This window comes from Ruminiclostridium papyrosolvens DSM 2782, assembly GCF_029318685.1.
Classification (GTDB): Bacteria; Bacillota; Clostridia; order Acetivibrionales; family DSM-1351; genus Ruminiclostridium; species Ruminiclostridium papyrosolvens.
The window spans coordinates 115,575-142,214 of sequence record NZ_CP119677.1 but is presented as its reverse complement, the minus strand read 5'-3'; the positions used below and the strand labels follow the sequence as shown (position 1 = coordinate 142,214).

Sequence of the window (26,640 nt, the reverse complement as noted above, 5' to 3'; positions counted from 1 at the left end):
GAAAAGACCAATCCATTATTATTACATTTTTTTAAATTCTACCATATACGTTCTGTTATGGGAAGGATATGTTTAAGAATACCTGTATTATTTTATCAAAGAAGGCTGCAGCAAATCTTTTTATTTGCTGCAGCCCCTATTTAAAACAACTATGATTTTGTACTGAATTGCTTTATATTTTTAACAGATACATTTAAGCTGCCTTCCAATAGTTCATTTGCATGTTCCTGCTCTTTTTTAAACCTGTTTATAACATGAATGGCAGGCTCAAATTCTTCATAGAACAATGCAATCAAATCCCCGGGTTGCGCGTCGAGCATGGCTTTTTCCAGCGCCTCTGTTTCTCTGTATATAATTTCTACGTTTTCTTTTTTTGCTCCGGCACTAATTATACTCTGCTCAAATATATCTGCTACTTCCCCTCGTCTTCGTCCCCTTAAATCAATATCTTCTTTTATATAAATCTTGTGAAAGGAGTTAGCACAAAGCTCTCCAACCTCTTTTAAATTTGAATCCTGTCTGTCTCCGGGCATACCTATTATTCCAACAAGCCTCTTGGCTTTTATTCTTTGCATAAATTTTACTACAGCAGAATACCCTGCTATGTTGTGACTGTAATCTATCATTACTTTGAATGTTCCCATGTCGAAAATGTTAAATCTGCCGGGATTAAGTTCCATGTCAGGCTGGAACGTATTCATGCCTTTTACTATTGCATCCAATGGTATATTGAGTCCTATGAGTGCTGATATTGCAGCCAGAGAATTTTCTATATTACAATCAACTATTCCTCCAAAGGTTATGGGAATATCATCTAAGCTTATCAGAGGAATCTTTTTGTTATTTCTTTGAATCCATACAAAGCTTTCTCTTACGAATACAGCTATATTTTTAGGATTTTTGCAATGTCTTTTAAATACAGGGTTTGAAATACCCCTGCTGAACATTATAACGTTGCTGCGAGTCCTTTCCAATATATAAGGAGTCATACCGTCATCAGCATTTAAAACTGCATATCCGTCGTGTTTTACAGCTTCTACAACAAGAGCCTTTGTTTTTGCAAGATCCTCAATTGTATTTATTCCGTCTATTCCAAGATGGTCATCACTTATATTAATAAGAACTCCCACATCCGCCAAATCATATCCCAATCCCCTTCGTACTATTCCCCCTCTGGCTGTCTCCAGAACCGCAATGTCCACTTCCTTGTTTGTCAATATGACTTCTGCACTGACGGGGCCGGTATTATCACCCTTTTGAACACATTCATCGCCTACATAAATGCCGCTTGTTGAGGTCATACCTACATTGTAGCCCATAAGTGATAGGGTGTGCCGAATAAGTCTTGTTGTGGTAGTTTTGCCGTTTGTACCTGTAACTGCTGCAACAGGTATGCTAACGGGCTTATTTGGCGGATACATCATATCAAGTATAGCATCAGCAACATTTATCGGCGCTCCTTCACTTGGGTGGAGATGCATCCTCAGTCCGGGAGCCGCATTTACTTCTATTATTGCACCCCGGTTATTATCAATAGGTATTGAAATATCCTGAGCTGAAAAATCTATCCCTGCAATATCAAGACCCATGGCTTTTGCAGCAGCCAGTGCATACTGTGCGTTTTTAGGATGGATTTCTCTTGTACAGTTCTTAGCTGTGCCTCCTGTACTAATATTTCCGTTCTGCCTGAGGTTAACTATCTGCCCCGGCTTTAGAACAGTATTAGGAGAATACCCTTGAGTTTTAAGATAATTTAGTGAAATATCGTCGAGTTTGATGAGGGTCAAGGGCTTTTCATGATCTTCGCCTCTTAGAGGATTAGCATTTTCATACTCTACAAGCTGTGCTATGGTACTCAATCCGTCGCCGGTAACACGGGGGGGCCTGCGTTCAGCAACAGCACATACCTTATCTCCTACTACGAGCACACGATAATCCCTTCCGCAAACAAATCTTTCAACTATAACTTTTTTTGAATACTTTCGTGCTTCCGAAAAAGCTACCTTAATTTTATCCTCAGAACAGATATTTACAGTAACTCCTTTTCCCTGATTTGAATCTATGGGCTTGATTACCAGCGGAAACCCTACCTTTGCAGCAGCCTCAAAGGCTTCCTGCTCGGTTCTTACAACAACTCCGTATGGAACAGGTATGTTATTATCCGTTAAAAGTTTTTTTGTCATTTGTTTATCAGATGCAATATCTACGGCTATACAGCTTGAGCCATCAGTAAGAGATGCCTGAACTACTCTTGTGTACTTTCCGTAGCCTAATCTGAGAATGCTTCCGTCACCGATTCTGTTTACAGGTATTCCCCTTCTTTTTGCAGCCGTATAAATGGCTTTGGTACTGGGGCCCATGTCAGTATCTGAGGATATATATTTCAAATCCTTCATGATTTGTTCTAAATCAACGGTGTTACCCTCAGCAAAGGCTTCTACTATTTCAATTGCCCTTCTTCCGCATTCAACTGCAAAAGCTTCGTTACCGTATTCATAGACTATATAATATTTTGATGTATTACCTATTTGTCTTGTTTGTCCATATTTTACAAAGTAACCGAACCTGTTTTGAATTGCTATTATCAAATGTTCAGCTACATGTCCCATGTATGTTCCTTCAATAAGCCTTTCACCGAATCCTCCTGCATACCCCACTCCGCAGGTGTGTTCTGCTATTTCAGGGAAAAATTCGAGAAGTTTTTTATTGAATCCCGGTATATCCTTGGTAGGACCCTCTTCATACTTTCCTATATCCACTACCATACGGATAACCGGCTGATGACTGTATATATTCCTTCCTTTAAAGCAATAAATGCTTTGAATCTGCACCTTGAAAAACCTCCTGATAAGTTGAATTACAACATTTAATTGTGTTTGTTTTCTTTAGGCCTTATTATTTTTCTCTGACTGATATCATATCCGTATCCACTGGGTAATATGTGTATGGTTACATTTGACAATGCAATTATTTCCTCTGATTTTAACTCTGAAACATTTGACTCCTGAATAGTGTACCCATCAATTACGGTAACACAGTTTGTGCCTATTACCTCAAAAGAAGCATTTGAGTATACCTTTATCGAGGTGTCTTCATCTATTCCGATTCCCAGAACGGAAGGGTTTTGTGCAACTCCTATCAAAAGTCTGCCCAGTCTTCCCCTCTGCTCAAAGTGCTGATCTATTATAACCTGATCTATGAATCCAAGTCCGGGAGACATGCCAAGAGTGCATTTTCTTGCAGCGGAATTCCCATTACCGTCAACTATCATAACACTGCTCATTACTGAAGCTCCTGCACTTGTTCCTATGATAGGTATACCCTTTTTATACATATCCATAAGAACCTTGGCAGTTTTTGTACCGCCTAATATACTTGTAATTCTAAGCTGGTCCCCTCCGGTAAAAAAAACCCCTGCAGCACCGGATATTTTTTGGGCTACAGAGTCGCTGTTTGCATCTGTTCTGCTGTCAACATTTAAAACATCTATGGATTTTACTCCAAGTCTTGAAAAAACAGCCCTATATTCCTTACCGACTTCTTCGGGTTTTTGCGTAGCTGTTGTCAAAACCATGATTTTTGATTCCGGTCCCCCGCACATTTCAATGGCATGCTTGAGTACCTTACTCTGGCCCCACTTATCTTCGGCCCCTCCTATTACCAGCAGGTTGCCGTTCACCAAGTCTTCCATGTTTTCCTCCAAATATATTAAAGGTATATTATCAATTAAATTTAAAATCCAAAATAACTCATAGTTGTAGCCAAAAGTCTGTTACTAAAAGCCAGTCCGGCCCCCATGAGTAGAATTGAGGCTGTAACAAGCATGACTCCTACTCTGCTTTTCTCATCTTTAGCGGCAAGAATACCTGAAATCACTCCTACCATACCGAAAACAAACGGGTAAATGAAAAGAGATAATACCGCGGAAATCCAACCTCCTAATAAAATAAAACCCTTTTTGAAATCTACGTTATGTTGAGATATTTCGTGAACACTCATAATCTTCACTGCCTCCATATGCCGTTTTCGCAGCCGTTAATAATGTAATAGTAGTTAATTCATTGCCTATTATTTGCAAAATGTAACTTTACTATTCATTTAACTAATAAATTCAAAATAAGGCATTTTTATATAATTTAAAACTGTTTTTTTGGCATATAATAGTAATTGTTAAAAAAATAGGAGGCCACAATGAAAAAGTTGCTTATATTTATAGCTTTTGTATTGGTTTTGCTTTTTTGCACTCCCATTACTTTGTCAGAAATAAAAACTGATTGGTCAAAAGAGTCTTCCAATGCAGGACAAAACAACCCAAACCTTTCACCGACGGTTTTATATACCTCCATGGGCTCAAATTATTTAAAAATAATGGTTCTTAGTAATAATTTATATATAACAGATATAAATAAGAACTTTGATTTAAAAAACTACAGTAAAGTTGGTGTTGAATCGTCTTCCACAAAAGTTCTGGTTAACAAGTACACTCCTCTGGAAAAAAGCACAGTGAATGATGACCTTGTGAATATTGATTCCAAAAAAATAGTCCTTGAAAATCAGGGGTTGAAACTGAAGCCCTCCACTGCCAAAGCATTATATTCCATGCTTGACTCCGCAAGAAAGGAAGGTGTTGAGGGATTTGTTTTAAACAGTGCCTATAGGTCAGAAGCCTCTCAAAAGGAAATATTCAACTACAATCTCAGTGTTTTTGGGAAAAAAAGTAAAACCTATAAAGAAGCCCTTGAAAAGACTCGTTTACTGGTGGCGATGCCCGGTTTTTCCGAGCATGAGACAGGTCTTGCGGTGGATTTATTCAGCATTAATGGACAGCACAGAAATGATTTTGAGGGAACCAAAGAACAAATATGGCTGAACTCAAACGCTTATAAATACGGCTTTATACTAAGGTATGACAGTAAAAAGACAAACATTACGGGAGCAACCTATGAGCCATGGCATTTTAGATATACGGAAATTCCTCTTAGTACGTATCTGTTTTCAGAAAACCTTTGCCTTGAGGAGTTTTATCAGAAAATTTTCTCAGGTAATATTCTAGAAGGTAAAGATTCTCTGTTCATGAAAGTTGATGGACGCCAAAAGGTTTATTGGAGCGGCAATACAAATACATCTATTGAACTTGAGCCTGTAAAAAAAGATGTGTTACTCTTAACCGTTAAATATTGACGTTAAGGATTTCAGTGATTAATACTGAGTCATTTCATACAATGCTTCTGTAATTTCTTCTGAATTCCCCCGGCCTTAACCCCGTCTGCTTTTTAAAAACCTTGTTGAAATAATTGCGGTTATTAAATCCTACCTTAATCATTATTTGATTTATAGGCATATTTGATTCCTGCAATAACAGTGCGGCTTTAGTAATCCTTACCCTGTTCAAATAATCTATTGGAGTAACACCAAGCTTCTCTTTGAACTTCTTTGAAAGTGTTGTTCTATTGGTATTGAAGTTGCGCGTTATAGTTGCAATCGTTATATTATGAGAATAAAAGGAATGCAGATAGCTGATTACATCCTCTATTCCCGTTGAGTTATCTGTATTCGGCATAGTATTATTACATAATAAGACTTTACTCGAATGTTGATTAATAATTAATAAAAGTTCCAATATTGCAGACCTATATATAAAGTCCTTATTTAAAAAATAAACATTTTCAGATATATCCATAATCTGTTTTAACAGAAAATCAATTTTATCAATTTGCTTCAGTCCAACCTCTATTTGCCCGATATATTGTCCGGTACGATGTATAAATGGCTGAAGACAAAGGCAATCAAGCCTGTCCGTCTTTGAAAAATTGCTGGGAATATCGTGTATATTATCAACTGTAAACGAGCTGTTAATAACATTTGGTGAAAACGAAAGTCTCGTTACCTCTACATTACATTTATTCTGTATTGCAAAATTTTCACGTCCATTGAAGCAAAAAATAGATATTGCTGTAAGTATAAGCTTTTTATCATCTATGTTTACATACATTACTCCTTTCCTTATGAACAGAAGATGAAGTTTATCCTTGGAGAATACCGTGTCAAATGTAGATAACGTATTATAAATATCAAGATCAAACCAAGCTGTATTATCTTGCATTAAGCAGCCCTCCTGAGACTCAATACTTTCAAAAAAAATACAAAGGTTTCCCAACTGATAATTTTATCAACATAATACCAACTAATCTAATTTAAATAATACTTTTTGCAGTATATACCAATTTTGCCTTATTTGGTATATAATTACATTGCTATAAAATAACTATGATAAAGATAAAGGAGTGAATATTTTTATGAAAAGAGCATTACTGGTAATTGATGTGCAAAACGAATATATATCTGGAAAGTTACCTATCTCATATCCCTCAAACAGCTTTAGTAACATTCTCAAGGTAGTCAATACTGCCAACGAAAAAAATATACCTGTTATTCTAATCCAGCATACCTCCCCCGCCGAGAATGCAATGACATTTAAAAAAGGGAGTAATGAGTGGGACATTCATCCTGAGCTTTTAAGTAAAAAGCATGCCCAGGTTGTTGAGAAAAAATTGCCCGGCAGCTTTACAAATACAAATTTGGAATCTGTGTTAAAGGATTTGAAAATCGATACTGTTGCCATAGCAGGTTTTATGACCCAGATGTGCTGTGATACAACTGCAAGGCAGGCTATGCATATGGGCTATTCCGTTGAATTTCTGTCAGATGCAACCGGGACACTCCAATTATCAAACAGTGCAGGTACTATTTCTGCAGAAGATCTTCATAAAGCCATTTTGATTACACAAGCGGCAAGATTCAGCAAAGTACTTTCTTCAGATGAGTGGATAAAAAATCTGTGAGCCATGAGCCATATTTTTAAAGCACAGGCTCACAGATTCTGACTATTATAGTTGAAAAATATGTATCAGGCCTTCTGACTTAAGGCCTTTTCTTTTTTCTCACTGTTTATGCTAAATCTTGTATATGCATTATTAGCTATAAGTGAGGATATTGTTAGTACCGCACCGCATAACTCAATACCTTTGAAACTGGTACCAAGGAAAATAGAAATTACGAAGGTTGTTACAGGAACCAGGTTCATAAAAAGTATTCCATTAATGGGTGTAATTATTTTATTGCCATAGTTCCAGAGGAATACTGCCATTACCCCTGCTATAAGAGCCATGTACCCCAGTTGCCAGCTATTTGAAAACACATCGTTCAATGATGGTGTTTTAATAAGGTGCATAGCAGTTCCAGCAGCGGTTAACAGGCATACTGTTATAACTCCCAGAGCGCAGCTTAAGGATGTATATCTTATGGGTGACCAGGAACTGAAGCTTGTCCCTCCAATTGTGTAAATAACCCAGCAGATTGTCCCTAGGAATATCAATATATCTCCAAGCAGGTTGTTTTTTACCGCCAAGAGGTTATTTATGTTACCCTTTGTTATAACCATTATTACTCCTGCCAGGGCAAAAATAATTGTAGCCAGCGTAAAGGGTTTGGGCTTCGCTTTTCCTAAAATAGTATTTACAATAACTGTATTTATAGGCATCAGGGCCATCAAGATAGAGGCTACAACAGCCCCTGAAGTCCCAAGTAATTTTTGCCCCCCAAATGTTAAAAAACTATATCCGGCAAACCCCATAGACCCAAAAAAGTATAATTTCCAAAATTTACCGTCAAAGCCGAAAGATTTTTTTCCTTCTAAAATAAATAATAAAATCAGAAATATTATACCTGCAACCAAATATCTAATTGCTGTAAAATGAAACGGATTTATTACTTTCATGATTACACCTGCAATTGGAAACATTCCTCCCCATGCAACAACTGCAAGAAAGCAAAATATCATTCCCTTTATTAAACTATCTTTTTTCATATAAAACGTTCTCCTTATTTTATTTCTACATTGTTAATATAAATATATCAGGTGCTATTGCCCTTATAGTTTCAATCATTTCCACGTCACTTATAGGTGTAACCCGACCCGACTGATACTGGACATCAACCCAATCTTTAATTTTTTTAACTCTGGGATCTTTTTTGTCAAGCTTTGAATTTTTATCAAGCATTAGGTTATTATTAATCCATAATGTTATTCCTGCAAGGCCGGATGTTTGAGTTACAGAAACACCAACGGGTCTTTTCAGGAGTTTGCCGGTATTGAATATGTTATATATCTCCTCGTTCTTTAACAGACCGTCAGCATGAATCCCCGCCTGTGTTACATTAAAGCTTTTGCCCACAAAAGGTGTCATGGGAGGTATAATATAATCCAGTTCCTTCTCAAAATATCTTGCTATGTCTGTTATTACAGAGACCTCCATACCATCCAGAGTACCCCTCAACTGTGCGTATTCAATTACCATTGCCTCCAAGGGTGTATTTCCTGTCCTTTCGCCTATCCCTAAAAGTGAACAGTTCACACCCGAACATCCGTAAAGCCATGCAGTGGCAGCATTACTTACACTTCTATAAAAGTCATTATGCCCGTGCCATTCAAGTAATTCACTATCGAACCCCGCAAGGGTTCTCAAACTATATATAATTTCAGGTACACTTCTGGGTAATGAAGCTCCGGGATACGAAACACCATATCCCATGGTGTCGCATAATCTGATTTTTACTGGTGTTCCACTCTCCACCATTAGCTTTTGGAGTTCATTGGCAAACGGTAGTACAAATCCGTAAAAGTCAGAACGGGTTATATCCTCAAAGTGACATCTTGGTTTTATTTCCAATTCAACAGCTTTCCTAATGATAGACATATAATCCTCCATTGCCTGTTGTCTTGTCTTGTTCAACTTTTTAAAGATATGATAATCTGAACTGCTTACCAGGAAACCAACCTCTTTGAGTCCAAAATCTTTAACAAGCTCTAAATCCTTACTCAGCGGACGTATCCATCCGGTAACTTCAGGAAACTTGTATCCTCTCTCCATACAGCCAAGTGCGGCTTCTTTGTCCTTATCACTATACAGGAAAAATTCAGTCTGTCGTATTATTCCCTTCTCACCCCCAAGCAGGTGAAGAAAGTCATATAACTTTAATATCTGGTCAACAGTGTAGGGTACTCTTGATTGCTGTCCGTCTCTGAACGTTGTATCAGTTATCCAAAAATTTTTTGCAGGTGATATGGGTATATTTTTGTAATCGAATACACATTTTGGTATCTCGTCATAATTAAATATATCTTTATAAAGGTTTGGTTTTTCAATATCTTGAAGAGTATACGATTCACACCTTTTTTCAAGAATTCCTGTATTTTCATTTAAAACAACCAAGGTCATTCCTCCTTACAATACCAACGTTATCTGCTTTTTATAACATCGTCTTCCGGAGTAAAGTACTCAGTACAACTCATGTTCAAGATTTAAAAGGAAAATTTATTTAAAAACGTAAGAGGTACTCAAATGAACATGAGCTGTACGTTAGAAATACTTTAAACACAGGGGTAGTTGCATTATCTATTTGAAACCCTTATTACCATGCCTTTAAGTTTTTCTAAATTTACTTTTCCAGACATGCTGTAGGGTATAACTGTATTAATTATTTTAAAGTCGTTAAAACCGTTTGACTCTAAAATATTCTTGACTTTGGTTAAGTTACTATTTAGCTCATGATTAATTGTAACAACACAGTATAATCTATCATCGTCTCCTGTAAATATGTACGAATCCTCTATTCCATTAATCCTGACTATTTCATTTTCAAGCTTGTAGATATTGATATCAGGAGTTGAACGGCTTGTCAGGAACAAATATCCGTTGTCATCCATCCAACCGTAATCAGGCGTAACAATATAGTCTGTGTCTTCTATTTCTACCTTGTTTGATTCAGCATTCAGATATCCCTTCATATTCTGGTAGCTGGAAATAGCTACGTGTCCCTTAATACCTCTGGGAAGAGGAATGTTCCTGTCATCAAGGATTTTCACTCTGCTTCCGTCCATTTCCTTGCCCGAACTGTCAGCAATTGCTATCAAGTCATGAGGCTCAGCAATAACATTAACTCCTGTTTCCGTTGAACCATAGTATTCATGTACAATAGACCCAAATACATTAATCGAGCGCCTTTTCAGGTCTGCCGGAAAATGTTTTCCTCCTACGATAATAAAATTCAGACTTATGCTACCCTCTACTACCCTTTCTTCAAAGGCCTTTGTCATTTTTTCCAGAATATTCGGTACAATCAGTGTAGTGGTAATCTTATATTTTACCAAGTCCGCTGCCATGCTAACCGGATTATTTATATCTCCCAATACAATGGTAGCTCCAATGTTCAAAAACAGCCTGCCCCAGCCCATTGCTGAAACATGGTAAAAAGGTACTGTCACAAGAAATAAATCTAACTCAGTAAATCCAAATCTGTCTATAAGATAGGGAAACCGCCTTCCATCAAAGGATTTGTCTCTATAAACAACTTTTGGAATCCCGCTGGTACCAGAGGTAAATGATATAGACTCAAAAGGGCGGCTAATCCCGCTTGCATCGAACTCCTGCTGTGTCTCGTCGGGTTTTCTTACTAAGTCAGTAAACTCTTTATCCACACAAATTGTCAGCAGATTAAGTCCTTTGTTTATCAGCTTTACTTCATCTGCATACCTCTTTGTATATACGATACCTTCCGCATCTATGCTTTTTATGCACTCTATTTTTTTTTGGATACTCCCTGTAAAGTCCAATCCCAAAAATGTCACCTTCAGCGTAGAGAATATTGACATAAGCACAAGCATCTCATATCTGTTTTCAGATATAAAGACAATCCGTTTAAGTTTCTGAATATTATATTTACTGACAATGTTGCTTACACCATTGCCTGTCATCGTATATAAATCGTTATAGGTTAGAACTTTATTACCTTCAATAATTGCTGCCTTTTGAGGGTATTTATCTGACATTTTCTTAAGCTTTGATAATGGAATCATCCTTCAACCTCCTTCATAAATTATTTAACTACTATTAAATCCACTCCGTTTTGCTTTAGTATCTTTATTTTTTCTGCTTCCTTACGGTTTATTATGTCTCCCTTAAAAAGCAAAGGCACTCCCGGAGGGTAAGGAATAACAAAACATTCGCTTATTGCCCCTACCTCGGCTCTATAATCAATCTCATTCTCCGCCGAAATACTATTCTTACGGGGATTTAACATTTTTTCCTGAGTCTCCTGTTGAAATTCTTCCATTGCGTCCAATAGTGTTAAAATATCCTGTTTTTTAATTCCTATATGAATGTTTATAAGGATGGATTTATTGCAGTATCTGTTAATATAAATACCAAATTTATCAAAAGCGTACCTGATAAAGTCTTTTGGCCTTATCTTTAATTTTGACAGGTTAATAGAAATTTTCAGAGGATCCACAAATACCCTGCCCCCATCACCCTTACCGATAAAATCTTTATTATTTATAGCGTATAAGGATAACCTTTTATTCTCTTTGACCTGTTCACAAAAGAACTTAGAAATCAATAGCGAATCCTCTATCATGCGGCTGCCTTCCTTAACGGCCTGTACTCTTGCCAACTCCAGTGAAGCAATAATCGGGTAGCTTGGCGAGGTAGTATGTACAGAAAACTTGTTCTCCAATAACTTTCTGACAAAAGCCTTATCTGCGAAAGTATGAATATATGAACCTTGACGAAGGGCACTTAAAGATTTATGAGCCGATTGAGTAGATACAATACATATTTTCCTATCCGGCATTTCTGCCTGTAAATCTGCAGCTATCTGCATAGCCGTATACTTTTTATAACCCTTGTGGAAATATCCATATGCAAACCATGCCTCATCTATTAAAAAGCTAACATCATCGTTGGCTTTTATACACTCCCTGATTAGCGGTTTCAAGTCATAAAAAACACCTTCATACGAATACCCGTTTAAAATTACAAGTTTGTATGGTCTACCATCTTTAAGTGCCTGTTTATATTGAGAAACAACCTTGTAGAAGTTAAAATAGGAACGTCCTGATGCTTTACATAAATGCTTATACGGGATATATGTAAGCTCACACTTTCTATCCCTGACACTGAAATGGATTGAAATGTGGCAGGACCTGTCAACTAAAACCCGAGCCCCATAATCCGCCATGGTATTTATAACTATCCTGTTAGCAGTGGTTGTTCCCATTGTTACATAAAAACTCTTTCTTGCTCCAAAAGCCTTTGCGGTCAAATCCTCAGATTGCTTTATACATCGGGACGGAAGTACCGGCGTATCAAAATTTTCGCCAGTTATAGTCATTTCAGACCTATAGTAATCGTCCCCAAACAAGTCCTTATATTTATCATATATGGCTGAGGAGGATATGGACTTCTTCCCTGATATGGGAAGAGCGTGGAATGATGTTATATCTCTATTGATAAGCTGCCTTAATTTATCTGCAACAGGGGTCAAGAGCAAATCACAGTTTTCCATTATATTAGGCCTCCTTAACAGCCAACATAGCATTCACGCAGCGAATACCTGTAATTTAATTAAAGCCCTTTTTCGCTACAAAAGCTGCTAAATCGGCATACCTGTTTGAATAACCCCACTCGTTGTCATACCAGGCAACAACCTTAATCATATTATCATTAATAACAATTGTGGACAGAGCATCTACAATGGATGATTCAGACTGACCCTTGAAATCTATGGATACTAGTGGTTCCTGCGTGTATCCCAGAATACCCTTCATATTTCCTTCCGAAGCTTCAATCAATGCAGCATTTACATCATTCTTTACTACGAGCATTTCCGTTTCGATAACAAGGTCAACAACTGAGACAGCAAATGTAGGTACTCTCAAAGCAAGCCCGCTCAACTTCCCTGCAAGCTCAGGCAGCACCTTTTCAACCGCCTTTGTAGCCCCTGTTTTTGTAGGAATTATTGATACATTTGCAGCCCTTGCCCTCCTTAAATCCTTATGCGGTAAGTCAAGAATCTTCTGATCATTGGTATATGCATGAACCGTGGTCATCAATCCTCTGACTATTCCGAAGTTATCATTCAATACCTTAGCCAATGGTGATAAGCAGTTGGTAGTACAAGAGGCATTTGAAATTATGTTATGCTTTTTCGCATCATACCTATCATGGTTAACTCCCATTACTACGGTTATATCATCATCAGGTGAAGGTGCTGATATTATTACTTTTTTTGCATTACCCTTTGTGATATGTAACTGGGCTTTTTCTCTCTTGCTGAATAATCCTGTGGACTCCAAAACAATATCAACTCCCATATCTCCCCAATTGATACTTGCAGGATCCTTTTCCGATAGAATCTTGACTGGCCTTCCATTCACTTTTAAGCCGTTTTTACAAACTTCAACCAATCCATTGTACCTTCCAAATACAGAATCATACTTTAACAGATGTGCCAACGTTTCCGGCGCTGTCAAATCATTAATTGCAACAACCTCCAGATCTTCTGAATACTTTTCCAATAACACTTTAAACGAATTTCTTCCTATCCTGCCAAATCCGTTTATTCCAATTCTTACAGCCATCACATAACCTCCTAACAAATTAATATCTGCGTGTGTGAAATACTCTGTATATGTACTTCATGATTAATAATAAACTGAATACTGACAAAAAATAATTAACAAAAATAAACATTTTAGTAACTATTATCAACTTTTTTATTTTTCCTTCAATATTTAACGATAGTAGAGGTGAATTTAGCTCTTTATTTGTCGAATCAGTATACAGAAGATGGCACAGGATGGTTTACAGACTAATACTAATGGTATTGAAATGGATATAAACAGTAGAAATATGCACCACAAAAAAAAAGGGGCTGTTGCACAATGAATAAATTTTATTCGCTGTGCAGCAGTCCCCTTTTTGTACCTAAAATAGTAAAATGCGGGTCCCGTAGGGCCCGCAAGTGTTGTATAATTTAATTTGTGAAAAAACTTATCCAACATAAAAATTATACCGGATTTAACGGATACTATCAATTAGTTTTGCCTTTAAATTTGGAGATGTTAATACCTGAAGATGATTCTGTCAGACTGCTAAGCCAAATATTGGAGGGATTGAATTACACAAAGTTGTATAAGGCTTACTCTTCTACGGGAAGAAAACCGGCAGTTGACCCAAAGACTATGTTCAAGATAATAACATATGCAAACTCAAATAACATATACTCAAGCAGAAAAATTGAAACTGCATGTAAAAGAGATATTAATTACATGTGGCTGCTCCAAGGGGAATCAAAGCCTGACCACTCAACTATAGCCAGATTTCGCAAGGATTATCTTCCAGAAGCAATAGAAGACCTATTCTATCAAATGGTTCAGCACCTGCATTCTATAGGAGAAGTCAAATTCGAAAACCTGTTTGTGGATGGTACTAAAATTGAAGCAAATGCAAACCGCTATACCTTTGTATGGAAGAAAGTAGTCAATAAAAACGAAGCAAAGATGTTTGAGAAAATCAAAGCTTGCTTAGTGGATATAAACCAGTCATATTTAACTAACTTTTCAGTATCAAAAGATAGTATACTGGCGGATTTAGAGCAAGTCCTTAAATATTTAAAGGATAAGCAAAAAGAAGACAATATAGAATTCGTTCATGGAATCGGTAAACGTAAAACTCAAGTACAGAAATTCACAGAGCAGCTTAAGGAATTTAAAGAACGTCAGGAAAAATACAATGCTCATAACCGGCTGTTCGAGGGGAGAAACAGTTATTCTAAAACGGATACTGATGCAACATTCATGCACATGAAAGATGATCACATGCGTAACGCTCAGCTAAAACCTGCTTACAATGTACAGATTGGTGTAGAAAGCGAATATGTTACCGGCGTTGGAGTCTTTCAGGATAGGAATGACATTGCTACACTGATCCCGTTTCTAAAAAGTATGGAATCAAACTTAGGAAGGTGTTATGAAAATATAATTGCAGACTCTGGCTATGAGAGCGAAGAAAACTATCTGTACTTGGAAGAAAAGCAACAGCAAAGCTACATAAAACCTCAAACATACAAGATATGGAAGAAGAAAAGTTTCAAGAAAGATATCAGCAAACGTGAAAATATGAAATATGATGAAGATAAAGATGAGTATACGTGCCATAATGGAAAACAATTAAAAATGTCAGGAACAACTCATAGAAAATCTGCAACAGGATATCGTTCCGAGATTAGCATATATGAATGTGAAGATTGTAGTAATTGCCCCTATAAGTCTAAGTGTACAAAAGCCCAAGGAAATCGCAAAATGCAGGTATCTAAAACATTTGTAAAAAAGAGACAAAAATCTTATGAAAACATCTTGACGGAAAAAGGCATTCTTCTAAGAGTAAATCGTTCCATCCAAGTTGAAGGAGCCTTTGGGGTTCTAAAAAGTGACTATAATTTTAAACGATTTTTAACTAGAGGGAGAACCAGTGTCAAAACGGAATTTATGCTGTTGTGTTTTGGCTATAACATAAACAAGCTACACTCCAAAATTCAAAATGACCGATGTGGAAAAGAACTTCATGAAATAAAAGCCTGCTAAAATTCCAACGAAATCTAATAGGCCTATTAAAGTGCGCTCAAATTCAATAAAATCAGGAATATCCTACAGGATAATCAACAATTTAGCAATAATATATATTGGAGCAAAAGAAAGGAGCATCACTGACTACTTTCTAAGTAGTTTTGCGACACTCCCTTTAGGAATTGTATATATGTTTAACTACATATGCTCTCTAAGGAGCTTTCCCATCTCCTTGGTACCAACAACCTTAGTACCCGGAGAGGCTATGTCAGCAGTTCTGTAGCCCGAATTTAAAACATCTTGAACAGCCTTTTCAATAGCATCTGCTTCATCAGTCAAATCAAGTGAATATCTCAGCATCATAGCCACTGAAAGTATTGTCGCAATAGGATTTGCTTTATCCTGTCCTGCAATATCAGGTGCAGACCCATGTATAGGCTCATAAAGCCCCAGCTTCGAAGAGCCAACACTGGCGGATGGCAGCATTCCGATAGAACCTGTTATCATGGAAGCTTCGTCCGATAAGATATCTCCAAATATATTACTTGTAAGGATAACGTCAAATTGAGCAGGGTTTCTGACCAACTGCATTGCCGCATTATCAACGTACATATGACTTAAGGCAACCTCCGGATATTCCTTTGCCACCTCTTCAACTACCTGCCTCCAGAGCCTTGAGCTTTCAAGTACATTGGCCTTATCCACGGACATAAGCTTTTTGCCCCTCTTCATAGCCGTTTCAAAGCCAACTTTTGCTATTCTCTTTATTTCAGATACATTATACATTTCTGTGTCAAATGCAGCCTCTCCGCCTTCTGAGTCAAGTCTGCCTCTCTTGCCGAAATAAATTCCTCCGGTCAATTCACGGATAACCATAATATCAATACCATTGCTAATTATTTCTGTTTTGAGCGGTGATGCATCCTTTAAAGCCCCATATATAACAGCCGGTCTAAGGTTGGCATATAATCCGAGAGCCGCTCTTATCCCCAGCAATCCCGCTTCCGGCCTCTTATTTCCGGGCAATGTATCCCATTTAGGGCCACCTACTGCCCCCAGCAGCACTGCATCACTCCCCTTACAGGTATCCACCGTAACCTGTGGCAGCGGCTCTCCATGCCTGTCTAAAGCAATACCGCCTAAATCAGCTTCTGTATATAAGAAGCTGTGGCCATATTTTTCACCTATCAAATCTAAAACCTTCAAGGCTTCCGCTATTATATCCGGACCAATTCCGTCTCCCGGAAGCACTGTAATTTTATAATTCATATATTCATCTCCATTCCAGCAGTCTATTAAAGCGAATTATTAATATACTGTATCAACCCGTCGGAAGAAATAATCTCCTGCATAAATCCGGGAAACGGCTGACCCTGATATGTTTTGCCTGTTGTAAGGTTTTTAATCAACCCTTTATCAAAGTCTATTTCTACCTGATCGTCATCCTTTATATCTTTTGCAGCTTCAGGACACTCTAAAATAGGGAGCCCGATATTAATAGAATTTCTATAGAATATTCTTGCAAAAGTTTCTGCTATAACACAGGATATTCCCGAAGCCTTTATAGAAATGGGTGCGTGTTCTCTTGAGGAACCGCAGCCAAAATTCTTTCCGGCAACCATTACATCTCCTTTTTGGACTCTCTGTGTAAATTTATCATCAAGATCCTCCATGCAATGACTGGCAAGCTCAGCAGGGTCTGATGTGTTCAAATATCTTGCAGGTATAATTACGTCTGTATCAACGTTGTTTCCATACTTTATAACCTTACCCTTAACATTCATATCTATCTCCTTTTCCGACAGCGGACAAAATACCAATAAAAATATCCGTGCCTGTTTTCATTTATGTCAATCTCTTATAAATTAAATTTCATCAGGGCCTGCTATCCTGCCTGCTATTGCTGAAGCCGCAGCTACTGCAGGACTTGCAAGGTAAACTTCACTTTCAGGATGTCCCATACGTCCTACAAAGTTTCTGTTTGTAGTTGCAACAGCTCTCTCTCCCTTTGCAAGTATACCCATATGTCCTCCAAGGCATGGACCACAGGTAGGTGTGCTTACAGCAGCTCCCGCATCTATAAATATGTCAAACAGGCCTTCGTTCATAGCCTGCTTCCATATCTTCTGAGTAGCAGGAATAATAATACACCTTACATTGTCGCTGACCTTTTGTCCTTTTAGAATTTGGGCAGCTATTCTCATGTCTTCTATACGTCCGTTTGTACATGAACCGATTACAACCTGATCGATTTTAATATCGCCCACCTTGTCAATGGTACGTGCATTTTCAGGAAGATGAGGAAATGCAACTGTTGGCTTTATTTCAGCAAGGTCTATTTCATAAACTTCTGAATATTGCGCATCCTCGTCAGCCTTGTATACAGTATATGATCTGATGGAATGCTCCTTTACGTATTCAACGGTTTTTTCGTCTACTTCAAATATTCCGTTTTTTGCACCTGCCTCAATAGCCATGTTTGCCATTGAGAATCTGTCGTCCATTGACAGAGCGTTCACGCCGTCACCGGTAAACTCCATTGATTTGTAAAGTGCACCGTCAACACCTATCATTCCAATGATATGAAGGATAACATCCTTTCCTCCAACCCACTTTTGAGGCTTACCTTTTAGAACGAACTTAATTGCTTCGGGAACCTTGAACCAAGCTTCTCCCGTTGCCATTCCCGCTGCCATATCGGTACTGCCTATTCCTGTTGAGAATGCTCCAAGTGCTCCGTAAGTACATGTGTGGGAATCAGCCCCTATAATCACATCTCCCGGTACTACAAGACCTCTTTCAGGCAATAGTGCATGTTCAACTCCCATTTGTCCGACTTCAAAGAAGTTTACTATCTCCATTTTTTTTGAAAACTCCCTGCAAAGCTTAACCTGTTCCGCGGACTTAATATCCTTATTGGGAGTAAAATGGTCGGGTACTATAGCAATTTTATTCTTATCGAATACTTTATCCAGACCAATTTTATTAAACTCTTTGATAGCTACGGGAGATGTTATATCATTCCCCAGAACCATATCAAGTTTAGCTTTTATCAACTGCCCGGGTACTACTTTGTCTATTCCCGCATGATTTGCAAGAATCTTCTGTGTCATTGTCATTCCCATTTTTAAATCCCCCTTTGTCACATGAATATATAAATTTAAACATTTTTTCGTAAAATAAAAGAACTCTTTTCAAGCCTTTAACATTAAAGCAATTATATAATAAGCTTAAAAAGTGTTCTTCCTGTTATTTACCGTTATTTCTTCAATTATGAATGTTTTTTGACGAATTGCGATATTGCATTGGAGTCATATTTGTTTGTTTCTTAAACATATCATTAAATCTCTGTTGATTGGAAAAGCCCACGCTCAGCGCTATTTCACCAACCTTCTGGTCTGTTTCCTGAAGCAGTTCACATGCTCTTTTAATTCTTATGTTTAACAAATATTGCATGGGACTAAGCCCTGTGTTTTCTTTAAAGGCTCTTGTGAAATAGCTTGGACTAAGAAAAACATATTTTGCAATATCCGTTATTGATATCTCCCGTTCAAAATTATTGTGAACAAACTGTATTGCAGACTGCATAAGTTCTTTTATCTTGGGGCTTTTGTTCTTTATGCTGTTTTCCCATTCAGCCTTCAGAGCCCTTGATATAAGCACAAACAGCTCCATCAGCATAAGATAGTTAAGCAGCTCACTGCCTAACTGGTCATTTGTCTGTTCCTTGAGAATCCTGTTTAAAAGAACGATTATATCATTTTTCTGGCTTACTTTTAGCTTAATAAAAGAACCTGATTCCCTGCCGCTTACGAAGTTAATAAAATCTCCAAGAGAAACCTCTGAGAGAGTATGCTCGGTTTGATCCATAAATTTGAAATACAGAACAATAAAGTCGCACCCGTCTTCTGAAGCAACACTTAGTTTATGCCTCTGGTTTGGTTTAATTATAACAATATCATTTGAGCCTACAGAGACGTTCTGTTCTCCAATCTCGAATACACCGCTGCCTGATTTTATATAAACCATTTCAAAGGTTTCATGCATACTTAGTCCCTTTGACCACTCAGCATCATGGTATCGTTCAATGGCTTTTACACTGGTAACGGGAATAAAGCTTGCCGAGCCCAGCACACCTTCCCACGCTTTGGGAAACGTCGTTGTTTCCATATTACCCAACTCCCTTCAACCCTAGATAGTCCGCACCATATAGGACAAGGCTTTTCTAATTTTTTGGTCTACGGAATACTTTAAATCCACTGTCTGACTTTTTTTTGTCTCCAAAAGTCTTTTTTCTGTCATCCGTCCTATTTTGCTTAAAATTACCGGTTTTACTTTTTACGGCTCCTGCACCTGCCGGACTTCCGTATTTAGACCTTTCTGCAGGCCTCTTGCTTCTTTCCTTTTTATATTCAACAATCTTTCCATTGGACATGGATTTTGGAATTATCTTAATTTTCAGTTCCTTTTCAAACTTTTTCATGAACTCTATTTCTTTTTCGGTTACAATGGATATTGCCACACCCGGTTTCCCGTTTCTGCCTGTTCTGCCTACTCTGTGAAGATAGTCCATTGACCTTTCAGGGATATTAACATTAAAAATATGGGTTACATCTTCTATATCAAGCCCTCTGGCTGCAATATCAGAGGCAATTAGAAGCTGAAGCTTACCATTTTTGAAATCGTCCATGGTTTTCTTCCTGTCGGATTTTATGTGTGAACCATGAATACCTCCCGCTTTCAGCTTGTGATATCTGAGCTTTTCTTCCGAAACAAAAATATCCTCGCTGTTTGCAAAGAAGGCAATCGCTTTCTTGGGATTTATCATTCTTACAAGCTTTCTCAAAACATCAATTTTTTCTCTTTGCTCAGCCACAAAATACAGGTGTTCAATAGCATCCGGAACACCCATGTCCGATTTACTCTCTATAATAAGAGGTTCCTTCATTAAAGGCATGGCACGCTCAACTGTCTTTTTAGAGATAGTTGCGGAACACATTACTATCTGCCTTTCCTTCAGAGTTGTCTTAATAACAGCCTTTATGGAATCTAAATTATAATCATCCAGAAGTCGGTCTGCCTCATCTATAATAATTGTTTTAATGGTATGTGCTGAAATCTTCTTTTTTTGAATCAATTCCAGTATTCTTCCGGCTGTTCCTACTATTATGTGGGGTTTAAGCTTTAGCTTATCCATCTGCCTCATAATATTTACATCGCCGATAATAGGAGTAGATGTGGCCTTAATTTCAGAATTTTGTGAAAGTAATTCTATCTGCCTTTCAACTTGTATTGCCAGTTCGTGGGTAGGCACCAGTATAAGTGCCTGCATTTCCTTTTTGTCAACAGAGAGTTTCATGAAAAGAGGCAGCAGATATGCCAGTGTTTTTCCCGTTCCCGTAGAAGAATGAAGAATTACATCTCTGTTCTTCAGTTCCTCGGGTATAGCCTTTTGCTGTATATCGGTAGGTACTGTTATACTTTCCTTTTTTAATGCCTCCACAAGGGTCTTGTCCAGCTCCATGCCCTCAAATAACTGCTCCATGTCATTCTCCTTTACACACTGCTTTTTATTTTTTCTTGCTGTTTTCTATCTTTTCAGCCAGTTCGTTCAGATAAGTCCACCGTTCCATTTTCAAGTCCAGTTCCTTTTCAAGCTCCTGCTGTTTTAGAAGAAGCTCCTGAAGCTTTGAAAAATCCGTTGCGGATTTATCAATATCCTTTTTTACATTTTCTATGTCGGACTCCAGAGCAGCTATCACATCGTCTATTTCATCAAATTCCTTTTGCTCTTTAAAAGTGAATTTGAGAGGTTTTTCCTTATTCTTTTGCCACTCTGTCTTATTTTGTGAACTGTTACTATTTTTATCCGGGTCTGCTGCCCTTTCTGTACCATCCTGTTTTTCCCGTCCTGCTGCATACTCTCTGTAATCCGAGTAGTTTCCGGCATACTTGGTAATTTCTCCATTACCTTCAAAGGAAAATATCCTGTTGGCCATTCTGTCCAGAAAGTATCTGTCATGGGACACGGTTATAACCGCTCCCGGAAATTCGTCCAAATAAGCTTCCAAAATTGTAAGTGTCTGAATATCCAAATCATTTGTAGGTTCGTCAAGTAATAATATGTTTGGAGCACCCATAAGTATGCTAAGAAGATACAGTCTTCTTTTCTCTCCGCCTGAAAGCTTTGAGATAGGCGTCCACTGAACACTCGGTGGAAACAAAAATCTCTCCAGCATTTGTGAAGCACTAAGGCTTCCGTTTGCAGTTTCTATGTGTTCTGCCACTGTTCTGATATATTCAATAACCCTTAAGTTTTGATCCATATCCGTATTTTCCTGAGTAAAAAATCCTGTCTTTACCGTCTCGCCTATTTCTACCTTTCCCGAATCAGGTGCAATCTGGCCTGAAAGTACCTTTAAAAGTGTTGATTTCCCGATTCCGTTAGGCCCTATGATTCCTATTCTGTCATCTCTTAGCAGTACATAACTGAAATCGTTGATTAATGTCTTATCATCATAGGATTTTTTTATATTTTCAAGTTCAATTATCTTTCTTCCAAGTCTCGCAGCTCCCACCTGAATTTCGATATTTTCATCCTGTTTGGGTGCATCTGCATCTTTGAGCTTTTCAAACCTTTCGATTCTGGCTTTTTGCTTGGTAGAACGTGCCTGTGCGCCTCTTCTTATCCATTCCAATTCATTCCGGAAAAGGTTCTGCCTTTTTCTTTCAGAAGCCTGTTCCAGCTCTTCACGTTCCGCCTTCATTTCAAGGAATCGGCTGTAGTTAGCCTGATAACTGTAAAGCTTCCCGTTGTCCAGTTCTATAATTCTGTTTGCAACTCTGTCCAGAAAGTATCTGTCATGTGTAACCATCAAAAGAGCACCTTTTCTGGTATTCAGATACTTTTCAAGCCAGTCAACAGTATCATTGTCAATATGGTTAGTAGGCTCGTCCAGTATAAGCAGCTCAGTGGGATTAATTAATGCCCCCGCCATTGCAATTCGCTTTCTCTGTCCCCCCGACAAAGTTGCTACATCTGCCTCAAAACTATCAATTCCCAGTCTTGTAAGTATTGTTTTAGCTTCACTTTCCAAGGTCCAGGCGTTCATAGTATCCATTTGGTGCATTAAATCCAGAAGTCTTTTTTCAAGTTTTTCATCTGCGGGCTTCTGACTGCTTTTTAAAAGTATATCTTCATATTCCCTCAGCAGTACCATAACAGGGGAATGTCCGTTAAATACCTGTTGAAGCACTGTTGTTCCCGGCTCAAAAGCAGGACTTTGTTCAAGATAGCCTACTCTTACTTTATTGGACTTAATTATATTTCCTGTGTCAACAGTCTCAATACCTGCAATTGCCTTTAAAAGAGTGCTTTTACCTGTTCCGTTGACGCCTATAAGCCCGATTTTATCTCCCTCGCCTATACCCAACGATATATCATTAAATAATATTTTTTCACTATAGCTTTTTGAAATACCTTCAGCGGATAAAATATTCAACTGCCTGATTCTCCTTCGTTACTTGTTTTATCTCATGTGTTATTATACCATTTAGGCAGTACAATTGCTGTAATTTATTTGTACCCCTTTACTAATCATTTATAACGTTTTGCATATCCGCATTTTTTACAAAGCTCTTCTACTGCCTTTCTTCCCGAAAAACCCTCATATATTAATCCGGCCCTTTCTGAATACAGTATATCACTAAGAGGCTCTTTAAAAATATTACCCAAAGGAATATTCCCCTCACTGTCAAGACAGCAGGGCACAACCGTTCCGTCCACGAGAATTCCGAATTGGTCTCTAAGCCCATAACAGAACACTTTTTCCTCGGTAATATCCCTGTTTATGTCGGGCCACTCAAATATTTCAGCTCTGCTTATAAATAGTCTGTCCTGTAGTTTCACATTGGCCTGATTCTTAACAGCAAGCCATAAATTGAAATCGGGCTGAAAGGACTCTTCCAGCTTTTTTATAATCTCGTCGTTCAAGTCGTTAATACCTTTTAATTGGTCGCTGTCCATATTCCAAAGCCTTAGTTCGCAGATAATACCCTTCTCAACAGCCTTTTTTATAAAGCTTACAGTGTTATTTATATAGTTGTCCAATAATTCATTTCCTTCATTAGCCTCGAAGCTGTGAAGTGAAATGCTCACCTTCCGTAATGCTTTTGAATCCAGCAACAGCTCACCGCATCTGTTTAACAAAGTTCCGTTTGTAGTGATATTGACTTTAATTAAGTTGTCATAACATATTTTCAGAAAACTTTCCAGCTTCGGATTTAATAGTGGTTCTCCCATAATATGTAAATAAATATACTCACAAAATGGTTCCACTTGTTGTATTATGTGGGTAAATTCCTCTATGTCCATAAATGCCGGCTCTCTTCCGCTATCGGGACAAAAGCTGCATTTCAGATTACATACATTAGTTATTTCAATATATACCTTTTTAAATTTTTTCATTGATTACTCCATATAGGGTGATAGTGCTATTTTACACTAAAAATCATGTTATATATACATGTCAAAAAGCAAATAATAAAAAATAAGATTGACATATTAAATTCAATCTAATATAATCTAATTGTAAACAATTTAATTTTATTCAATAGGAGGTATATACATGACTATTTATGATTTTAAGGTAAAAGATGCTCAAAAGAATGAGATTTCAATGGATTCCTATAGAGGTAAGGTTCTTCTTATTGTTAACACGGCAACAGGCTGCGGATTTACACCTCAATATGAAGCTTTGGAAAACCTGTATAAAAAATATAAAGACGAGGGCTTAGAAATTCTTGATTTCCCCTGCAACCAGTTTTTGAATCAGGCTCCCGGAACTGATGAAGAAATAGTTGAGTTTTGTCAGTTGAATTATGGCGTGTCTTTTAAAACCTTTTCAAAGATTGATGTTAACGGAAGTAACGCAGACCCTTTATATACATTTTTGAAAAATGCCACTCCTTCTGATAAAGAGAACGAGGAGACTTCATCCTTCATGAAAGTTCTTAAAGATTTGGGACAGAGCATTATAGGCTCAAACATTAAATGGAACTTTACAAAGTTTTTGATTGACCGTAATGGTAACGTTGTTGGCAGATATTCTCCAACCTATAAGCCTGAAAATATGGAAGCAAGAATACAGGAGCTTTTAAAGAGCTAGTTTTGTTGTCTATGGCTGATTTTAATAGCGTTGAATCGATATGGTTTTATAAAATTGAATTGTATGATATTCTAATTTAAAGATGACTTTTTAAGGAGAATTTATATGCCGTACGATAAACTGAAATTGGAAAATCAGCTCTGCTTTCCTTTGTATGCATGTTCAAAGGAAATCATTAAAAAATATAAACCTTATCTTGACCCTTTAGGGATTACGTATACTCAATATATAGCTCTTATGGCTCTTTGGGAAGAAGATAATATAACTGTAAAGGAGCTTGGCAAAAAGTTGTTTCTTGATTCCGGTACATTAACCCCTTTATTTAAAAAAATGGAAGCTCAGAAGCTGGTTGTCAGGCAAAGAAGCTCAGATGACGAAAGAAATGTCTATATAAGCTTAACCGAAGAAGGAAGAAAACTCAGGGACAGGGCAGTGGATATCCCCAACAGACTTGGCAGCTGTATTGACTTGCCTATGGAAGAGATAGTGCAGCTTCAAAAATCTCTTCACAAGCTGTTACAGCAATTGGTATAACTTATTTAGTTTTCACATTGGCTCTTTCAAGCTTTGCCCCCCCGAAGCATGACAGAGCCAATTTTCTTTGAGTAAATATCCCGGTAATTTTTATACCCTTTATATACGCAAATAAATAGGTACCTTTCTCAATCATATTTGATTTAGGATTGCTGTTTATGAATATTCTGCTGCTCCCTTCATATGAATCCGGCCAGCAGCTCTTTGCTGCAGCATTGATTCTGTCTTCAATTAGATATGGTGTTTCAACCTTACCTGCTATTACTTCTCCTGATGAAGTTTTTATCCTGTAGTCTACATCTCCTCCGCTGACTGATGTGGCACAAATAAGCAGATTTCCCTTAATATCCGTTTGCCTTTGACTGGAGTTTCCTTCAAATACTGAAAGAAAGGTTGTTTCAGCCTTATCAATATTTATTTCAATACCGTCTGTAAGCCTTGTTCCGGTGTTTTCATCAAATCCCTCTGACAGTCCTTCAAGGCTTTTATCCTTGTTAATATTCTGAACGGCAGCTGTTACGGCATAATCCATTGCCTTGGAAACAGAATTCCTCTTGTAGGTGTAAACTGCGTAATCTGCTGCGCTCACAAATACAAGTAATACAAGAAAAGTCACAGCCAAGCCAATAAAAAGTACACCCAAACCTCCGCCTTTTGTGTTCTTAATCCTCGCTACTGTTTTTTTCAACTCTGCATGTAGCTTTTGCCCTGTAGTGTAATTTGTTTTCTTCATTATGAGAATTAACCTCCGTCTTGGAAAAAATGCTCTCATTCTCCGATTCAACATATATACTGAATATTTCTCCCCTGTCAAGAACACTTCCCAAAGCATAGCTGCCAAGTCTGCCAACGGTTCCATCCGGCTCTATTGTTCCGCATTTGATACTGATATTATTTGCCCGGAAAGTCCCCAGTCTGCCCAGCTTTTCAAGAAGTTCCTCCCGGTCACTGACAGTCATAACCCCTGTAATCATAACCTTGTGAGCAACACTGTCCACAGTATTTTTTACATACCTTTGCTTGGTGTCATATTCATAAAATGTGAGAGTTTTAAAAAAGAGAACTGCAATTAACGGAATAATAATAAGAAATGCATATATTTTATTCATCAGACCTCCCAAGGTTAGTACAATCAATCATCTTTAATATTTTCGTTAAGTTTTTTTACAGACTGATAAACTTTCTCACCGGTAGCCGATATAAGCTCCGATGTGGGAACTACAGTTCCTATCACTAAAGCCACACATAATGCAAACATAATTATTGCAATTATTATATTTTTCATATTTGCCCCCTATTAACGTATAGTGCCGCTAAGGGTGTTTATCTGAGAATCTACCGTATCCAACTGCCCTTCAACCTTAACGCCGTTTTCCCTGCCATGATTGGCAAGAGGTACAATTACGGCAACAAGAAGTGCAATTGCTATTGCAAACATTGCTATAGAGATAATAATTTTTTTCATAGTATTTT

Annotated in this window: 25 protein-coding genes; 5 read left to right on the top strand and 20 right to left on the bottom strand. The window is 37.7% G+C overall.

What is annotated here, in order from left to right; translation table 11 throughout:
- Positions 1 to 149 precede the first annotated feature (149 nt).
- The 3 genes from cphA to P0092_RS00660 are packed head-to-tail and all read right to left on the bottom strand — an operon-like array spanning position 150 to position 3,999.
- Positions 150 to 2,831 (bottom strand): cyanophycin synthetase, encoded by a 2,682-nt coding sequence (gene cphA, locus P0092_RS00670; protein ID WP_004619144.1) that lies wholly within the window; start codon positions 2,829 to 2,831, stop codon positions 150 to 152.
- A 35-nt stretch (positions 2,832 to 2,866) separates the two neighbouring features.
- On the bottom strand, positions 2,867 to 3,691 hold the full coding sequence (locus P0092_RS00665) for a cyanophycinase (protein ID WP_004619143.1): 825 nt from the start codon (positions 3,689 to 3,691) through the stop codon (positions 2,867 to 2,869).
- A 41-nt stretch (positions 3,692 to 3,732) separates the two neighbouring features.
- Positions 3,733 to 3,999, bottom strand: a complete 267-nt coding sequence (locus tag P0092_RS00660) for a hypothetical protein (protein ID WP_004619142.1) — start codon at positions 3,997 to 3,999, stop codon at positions 3,733 to 3,735.
- A 192-nt stretch (positions 4,000 to 4,191) separates the two neighbouring features.
- Here P0092_RS00660 and P0092_RS00655 point away from each other — a divergent pair, with 192 nt between their 5' ends.
- Positions 4,192 to 5,181, top strand: coding sequence for a M15 family metallopeptidase (locus P0092_RS00655; protein ID WP_004619141.1), 990 nt, complete (start codon positions 4,192 to 4,194; stop codon positions 5,179 to 5,181).
- A gap of 34 nt (positions 5,182 to 5,215) precedes the next feature.
- On the opposite strand, the gene P0092_RS00650 is transcribed toward P0092_RS00655, so the two are convergent.
- A complete protein-coding gene (locus P0092_RS00650; RefSeq protein ID WP_004619140.1) occupies positions 5,216 to 6,103 on the bottom strand; it encodes an AraC family transcriptional regulator in 888 nt (295 codons plus the stop codon).
- A 193-nt stretch (positions 6,104 to 6,296) separates the two neighbouring features.
- Between P0092_RS00650 and P0092_RS00645 the strand changes: the two genes are divergently transcribed.
- Complete coding sequence (locus tag P0092_RS00645) at positions 6,297 to 6,842, top strand: cysteine hydrolase family protein (protein WP_004619139.1); 546 nt, start codon at positions 6,297 to 6,299, stop codon at positions 6,840 to 6,842.
- A gap of 65 nt (positions 6,843 to 6,907) precedes the next feature.
- On the opposite strand, the gene P0092_RS00640 is transcribed toward P0092_RS00645, so the two are convergent.
- The 5 genes from P0092_RS00640 to gap all read right to left on the bottom strand — a co-directional run bounded on the left by P0092_RS00640 (position 6,908) and on the right by gap (position 13,480).
- Complete coding sequence (locus P0092_RS00640) at positions 6,908 to 7,867, bottom strand: DMT family transporter (protein ID WP_004619138.1); 960 nt, start codon at positions 7,865 to 7,867, stop codon at positions 6,908 to 6,910.
- A 25-nt stretch (positions 7,868 to 7,892) separates the two neighbouring features.
- The gene (locus P0092_RS00635; RefSeq protein ID WP_086024848.1) at positions 7,893 to 9,278 is read right to left on the bottom strand and encodes a beta/alpha barrel domain-containing protein; all 1,386 of its coding nucleotides are present in this window, start codon (positions 9,276 to 9,278) and stop codon (positions 7,893 to 7,895) included.
- A gap of 173 nt (positions 9,279 to 9,451) precedes the next feature.
- Positions 9,452 to 10,915: an ANL family adenylate-forming protein gene (locus P0092_RS00630; RefSeq protein WP_276187032.1), complete on the bottom strand. Its 1,464-nt coding sequence runs from the start codon at positions 10,913 to 10,915 to the stop codon at positions 9,452 to 9,454.
- Between the two features lie 20 nt (positions 10,916 to 10,935).
- Positions 10,936 to 12,405, bottom strand: a complete 1,470-nt coding sequence (locus tag P0092_RS00625; protein ID WP_040758760.1) for an aminotransferase class I/II-fold pyridoxal phosphate-dependent enzyme — start codon at positions 12,403 to 12,405, stop codon at positions 10,936 to 10,938.
- Positions 12,406 to 12,460: 55 nt separating this feature from the next.
- Entirely contained in the window at positions 12,461 to 13,480 is a 1,020-nt protein-coding gene (gap, locus tag P0092_RS00620) for a type I glyceraldehyde-3-phosphate dehydrogenase (protein ID WP_004619134.1), read from the bottom strand.
- Positions 13,481 to 13,894: 414 nt separating this feature from the next.
- On the opposite strand from gap, the gene P0092_RS00615 reads away from it, so the two are divergent.
- Entirely contained in the window at positions 13,895 to 15,484 is a 1,590-nt protein-coding gene (locus P0092_RS00615) for an IS1182 family transposase (RefSeq protein ID WP_117407395.1), read from the top strand.
- A gap of 180 nt (positions 15,485 to 15,664) precedes the next feature.
- Here the strand turns inward: P0092_RS00615 and leuB are convergent, their stop codons facing one another.
- The 7 genes from leuB to P0092_RS00580 all read right to left on the bottom strand — a co-directional run bounded on the left by leuB (position 15,665) and on the right by P0092_RS00580 (position 23,933).
- Positions 15,665 to 16,735, bottom strand: a complete 1,071-nt coding sequence (gene leuB / locus P0092_RS00610; RefSeq protein ID WP_004619132.1) for a 3-isopropylmalate dehydrogenase — start codon at positions 16,733 to 16,735, stop codon at positions 15,665 to 15,667.
- Between the two features lie 26 nt (positions 16,736 to 16,761).
- A complete protein-coding gene (gene leuD, locus P0092_RS00605; RefSeq protein ID WP_004619131.1) occupies positions 16,762 to 17,250 on the bottom strand; it encodes a 3-isopropylmalate dehydratase small subunit in 489 nt (162 codons plus the stop codon).
- An 81-nt stretch (positions 17,251 to 17,331) separates the two neighbouring features.
- Positions 17,332 to 18,591 carry a 3-isopropylmalate dehydratase large subunit gene (gene leuC / locus P0092_RS00600; protein ID WP_004619130.1) on the bottom strand — a complete coding sequence of 420 codons (1,260 nt, stop codon included), beginning with the start codon at positions 18,589 to 18,591 and terminating at the stop codon, positions 17,332 to 17,334.
- Between the two features lie 142 nt (positions 18,592 to 18,733).
- A complete protein-coding gene (locus P0092_RS00595) occupies positions 18,734 to 19,636 on the bottom strand; it encodes an AraC family transcriptional regulator (protein WP_004619129.1) in 903 nt (300 codons plus the stop codon).
- 55 nt (positions 19,637 to 19,691) lie between these two features.
- Positions 19,692 to 21,011: a DEAD/DEAH box helicase gene (locus tag P0092_RS00590; protein ID WP_004619128.1), complete on the bottom strand. Its 1,320-nt coding sequence runs from the start codon at positions 21,009 to 21,011 to the stop codon at positions 19,692 to 19,694.
- Positions 21,012 to 21,036: 25 nt separating this feature from the next.
- Positions 21,037 to 22,968, bottom strand: a complete 1,932-nt coding sequence (locus tag P0092_RS00585; protein ID WP_004619127.1) for an ABC-F family ATP-binding cassette domain-containing protein — start codon at positions 22,966 to 22,968, stop codon at positions 21,037 to 21,039.
- A gap of 95 nt (positions 22,969 to 23,063) precedes the next feature.
- Positions 23,064 to 23,933: a radical SAM/SPASM domain-containing protein gene (locus P0092_RS00580; protein WP_004619126.1), complete on the bottom strand. Its 870-nt coding sequence runs from the start codon at positions 23,931 to 23,933 to the stop codon at positions 23,064 to 23,066.
- Between the two features lie 160 nt (positions 23,934 to 24,093).
- Here P0092_RS00580 and P0092_RS00575 point away from each other — a divergent pair, with 160 nt between their 5' ends.
- Positions 24,094 to 24,633 (top strand): glutathione peroxidase, encoded by a 540-nt coding sequence (locus P0092_RS00575; RefSeq protein ID WP_004619125.1) that lies wholly within the window; start codon positions 24,094 to 24,096, stop codon positions 24,631 to 24,633.
- 105 nt (positions 24,634 to 24,738) lie between these two features.
- Positions 24,739 to 25,167, top strand: a complete 429-nt coding sequence (locus P0092_RS00570; protein WP_004619124.1) for a MarR family winged helix-turn-helix transcriptional regulator — start codon at positions 24,739 to 24,741, stop codon at positions 25,165 to 25,167.
- A gap of 1 nt (position 25,168) precedes the next feature.
- Here the strand turns inward: P0092_RS00570 and P0092_RS00565 are convergent, their stop codons facing one another.
- Genes P0092_RS00565 through P0092_RS00550 form a run of 4 tightly spaced genes read right to left on the bottom strand, consistent with a single transcriptional unit; the run spans position 25,169 to position 26,632 of the window.
- Positions 25,169 to 25,900 (bottom strand): hypothetical protein, encoded by a 732-nt coding sequence (locus tag P0092_RS00565; RefSeq protein WP_242831761.1) that lies wholly within the window; start codon positions 25,898 to 25,900, stop codon positions 25,169 to 25,171.
- On the bottom strand, positions 25,830 to 26,276 hold the full coding sequence (locus tag P0092_RS00560) for a hypothetical protein (protein ID WP_004619122.1): 447 nt from the start codon (positions 26,274 to 26,276) through the stop codon (positions 25,830 to 25,832). Before P0092_RS00560 ends, P0092_RS00565 begins: the two co-directional genes overlap by 71 nt.
- A 23-nt stretch (positions 26,277 to 26,299) precedes the next feature.
- Complete coding sequence (locus tag P0092_RS00555; protein WP_004619121.1) at positions 26,300 to 26,452, bottom strand: hypothetical protein; 153 nt, start codon at positions 26,450 to 26,452, stop codon at positions 26,300 to 26,302.
- A gap of 12 nt (positions 26,453 to 26,464) precedes the next feature.
- Positions 26,465 to 26,632 carry a hypothetical protein gene (locus tag P0092_RS00550; protein WP_004619120.1) on the bottom strand — a complete coding sequence of 56 codons (168 nt, stop codon included), beginning with the start codon at positions 26,630 to 26,632 and terminating at the stop codon, positions 26,465 to 26,467.
- Positions 26,633 to 26,640: the final 8 nt, after the last annotated feature.

Coding starts and splice junctions, on each gene's coding strand:
- P0092_RS00665 (WP_004619143.1), bottom strand. CDS start 3,691: ATGGAAGACTTGGTGAACGGCAACCTGCTGGTAATAGGAGGGGCCGAA.
- P0092_RS00660 (WP_004619142.1), bottom strand. CDS start 3,999: ATGAGTGTTCACGAAATATCTCAACATAACGTAGATTTCAAAAAGGGT.
- P0092_RS00655 (WP_004619141.1), top strand. CDS start 4,192: ATGAAAAAGTTGCTTATATTTATAGCTTTTGTATTGGTTTTGCTTTTT.
- P0092_RS00650 (WP_004619140.1), bottom strand. CDS start 6,103: ATGCAAGATAATACAGCTTGGTTTGATCTTGATATTTATAATACGTTA.
- P0092_RS00645 (WP_004619139.1), top strand. CDS start 6,297: ATGAAAAGAGCATTACTGGTAATTGATGTGCAAAACGAATATATATCT.
- P0092_RS00640 (WP_004619138.1), bottom strand. CDS start 7,867: ATGAAAAAAGATAGTTTAATAAAGGGAATGATATTTTGCTTTCTTGCA.
- P0092_RS00635 (WP_086024848.1), bottom strand. CDS start 9,278: ATGACCTTGGTTGTTTTAAATGAAAATACAGGAATTCTTGAAAAAAGG.
- P0092_RS00630 (WP_276187032.1), bottom strand. CDS start 10,915: ATGATTCCATTATCAAAGCTTAAGAAAATGTCAGATAAATACCCTCAA.
- P0092_RS00625 (WP_040758760.1), bottom strand. CDS start 12,405: ATGGAAAACTGTGATTTGCTCTTGACCCCTGTTGCAGATAAATTAAGG.
- gap (WP_004619134.1), bottom strand. CDS start 13,480: ATGGCTGTAAGAATTGGAATAAACGGATTTGGCAGGATAGGAAGAAAT.
- leuB (WP_004619132.1), bottom strand. CDS start 16,735: ATGAATTATAAAATTACAGTGCTTCCGGGAGACGGAATTGGTCCGGAT.
- leuD (WP_004619131.1), bottom strand. CDS start 17,250: ATGAATGTTAAGGGTAAGGTTATAAAGTATGGAAACAACGTTGATACA.
- leuC (WP_004619130.1), bottom strand. CDS start 18,591: ATGGGAATGACAATGACACAGAAGATTCTTGCAAATCATGCGGGAATA.
- P0092_RS00595 (WP_004619129.1), bottom strand. CDS start 19,636: ATGGAAACAACGACGTTTCCCAAAGCGTGGGAAGGTGTGCTGGGCTCG.
- P0092_RS00590 (WP_004619128.1), bottom strand. CDS start 21,011: ATGGAGCAGTTATTTGAGGGCATGGAGCTGGACAAGACCCTTGTGGAG.
- P0092_RS00580 (WP_004619126.1), bottom strand. CDS start 23,933: ATGAAAAAATTTAAAAAGGTATATATTGAAATAACTAATGTATGTAAT.
- P0092_RS00575 (WP_004619125.1), top strand. CDS start 24,094: ATGACTATTTATGATTTTAAGGTAAAAGATGCTCAAAAGAATGAGATT.
- P0092_RS00570 (WP_004619124.1), top strand. CDS start 24,739: ATGCCGTACGATAAACTGAAATTGGAAAATCAGCTCTGCTTTCCTTTG.
- P0092_RS00565 (WP_242831761.1), bottom strand. CDS start 25,900: ATGAAGAAAACAAATTACACTACAGGGCAAAAGCTACATGCAGAGTTG.
- P0092_RS00560 (WP_004619122.1), bottom strand. CDS start 26,276: ATGAATAAAATATATGCATTTCTTATTATTATTCCGTTAATTGCAGTT.
- P0092_RS00555 (WP_004619121.1), bottom strand. CDS start 26,452: ATGAAAAATATAATAATTGCAATAATTATGTTTGCATTATGTGTGGCT.
- P0092_RS00550 (WP_004619120.1), bottom strand. CDS start 26,632: ATGAAAAAAATTATTATCTCTATAGCAATGTTTGCAATAGCAATTGCA.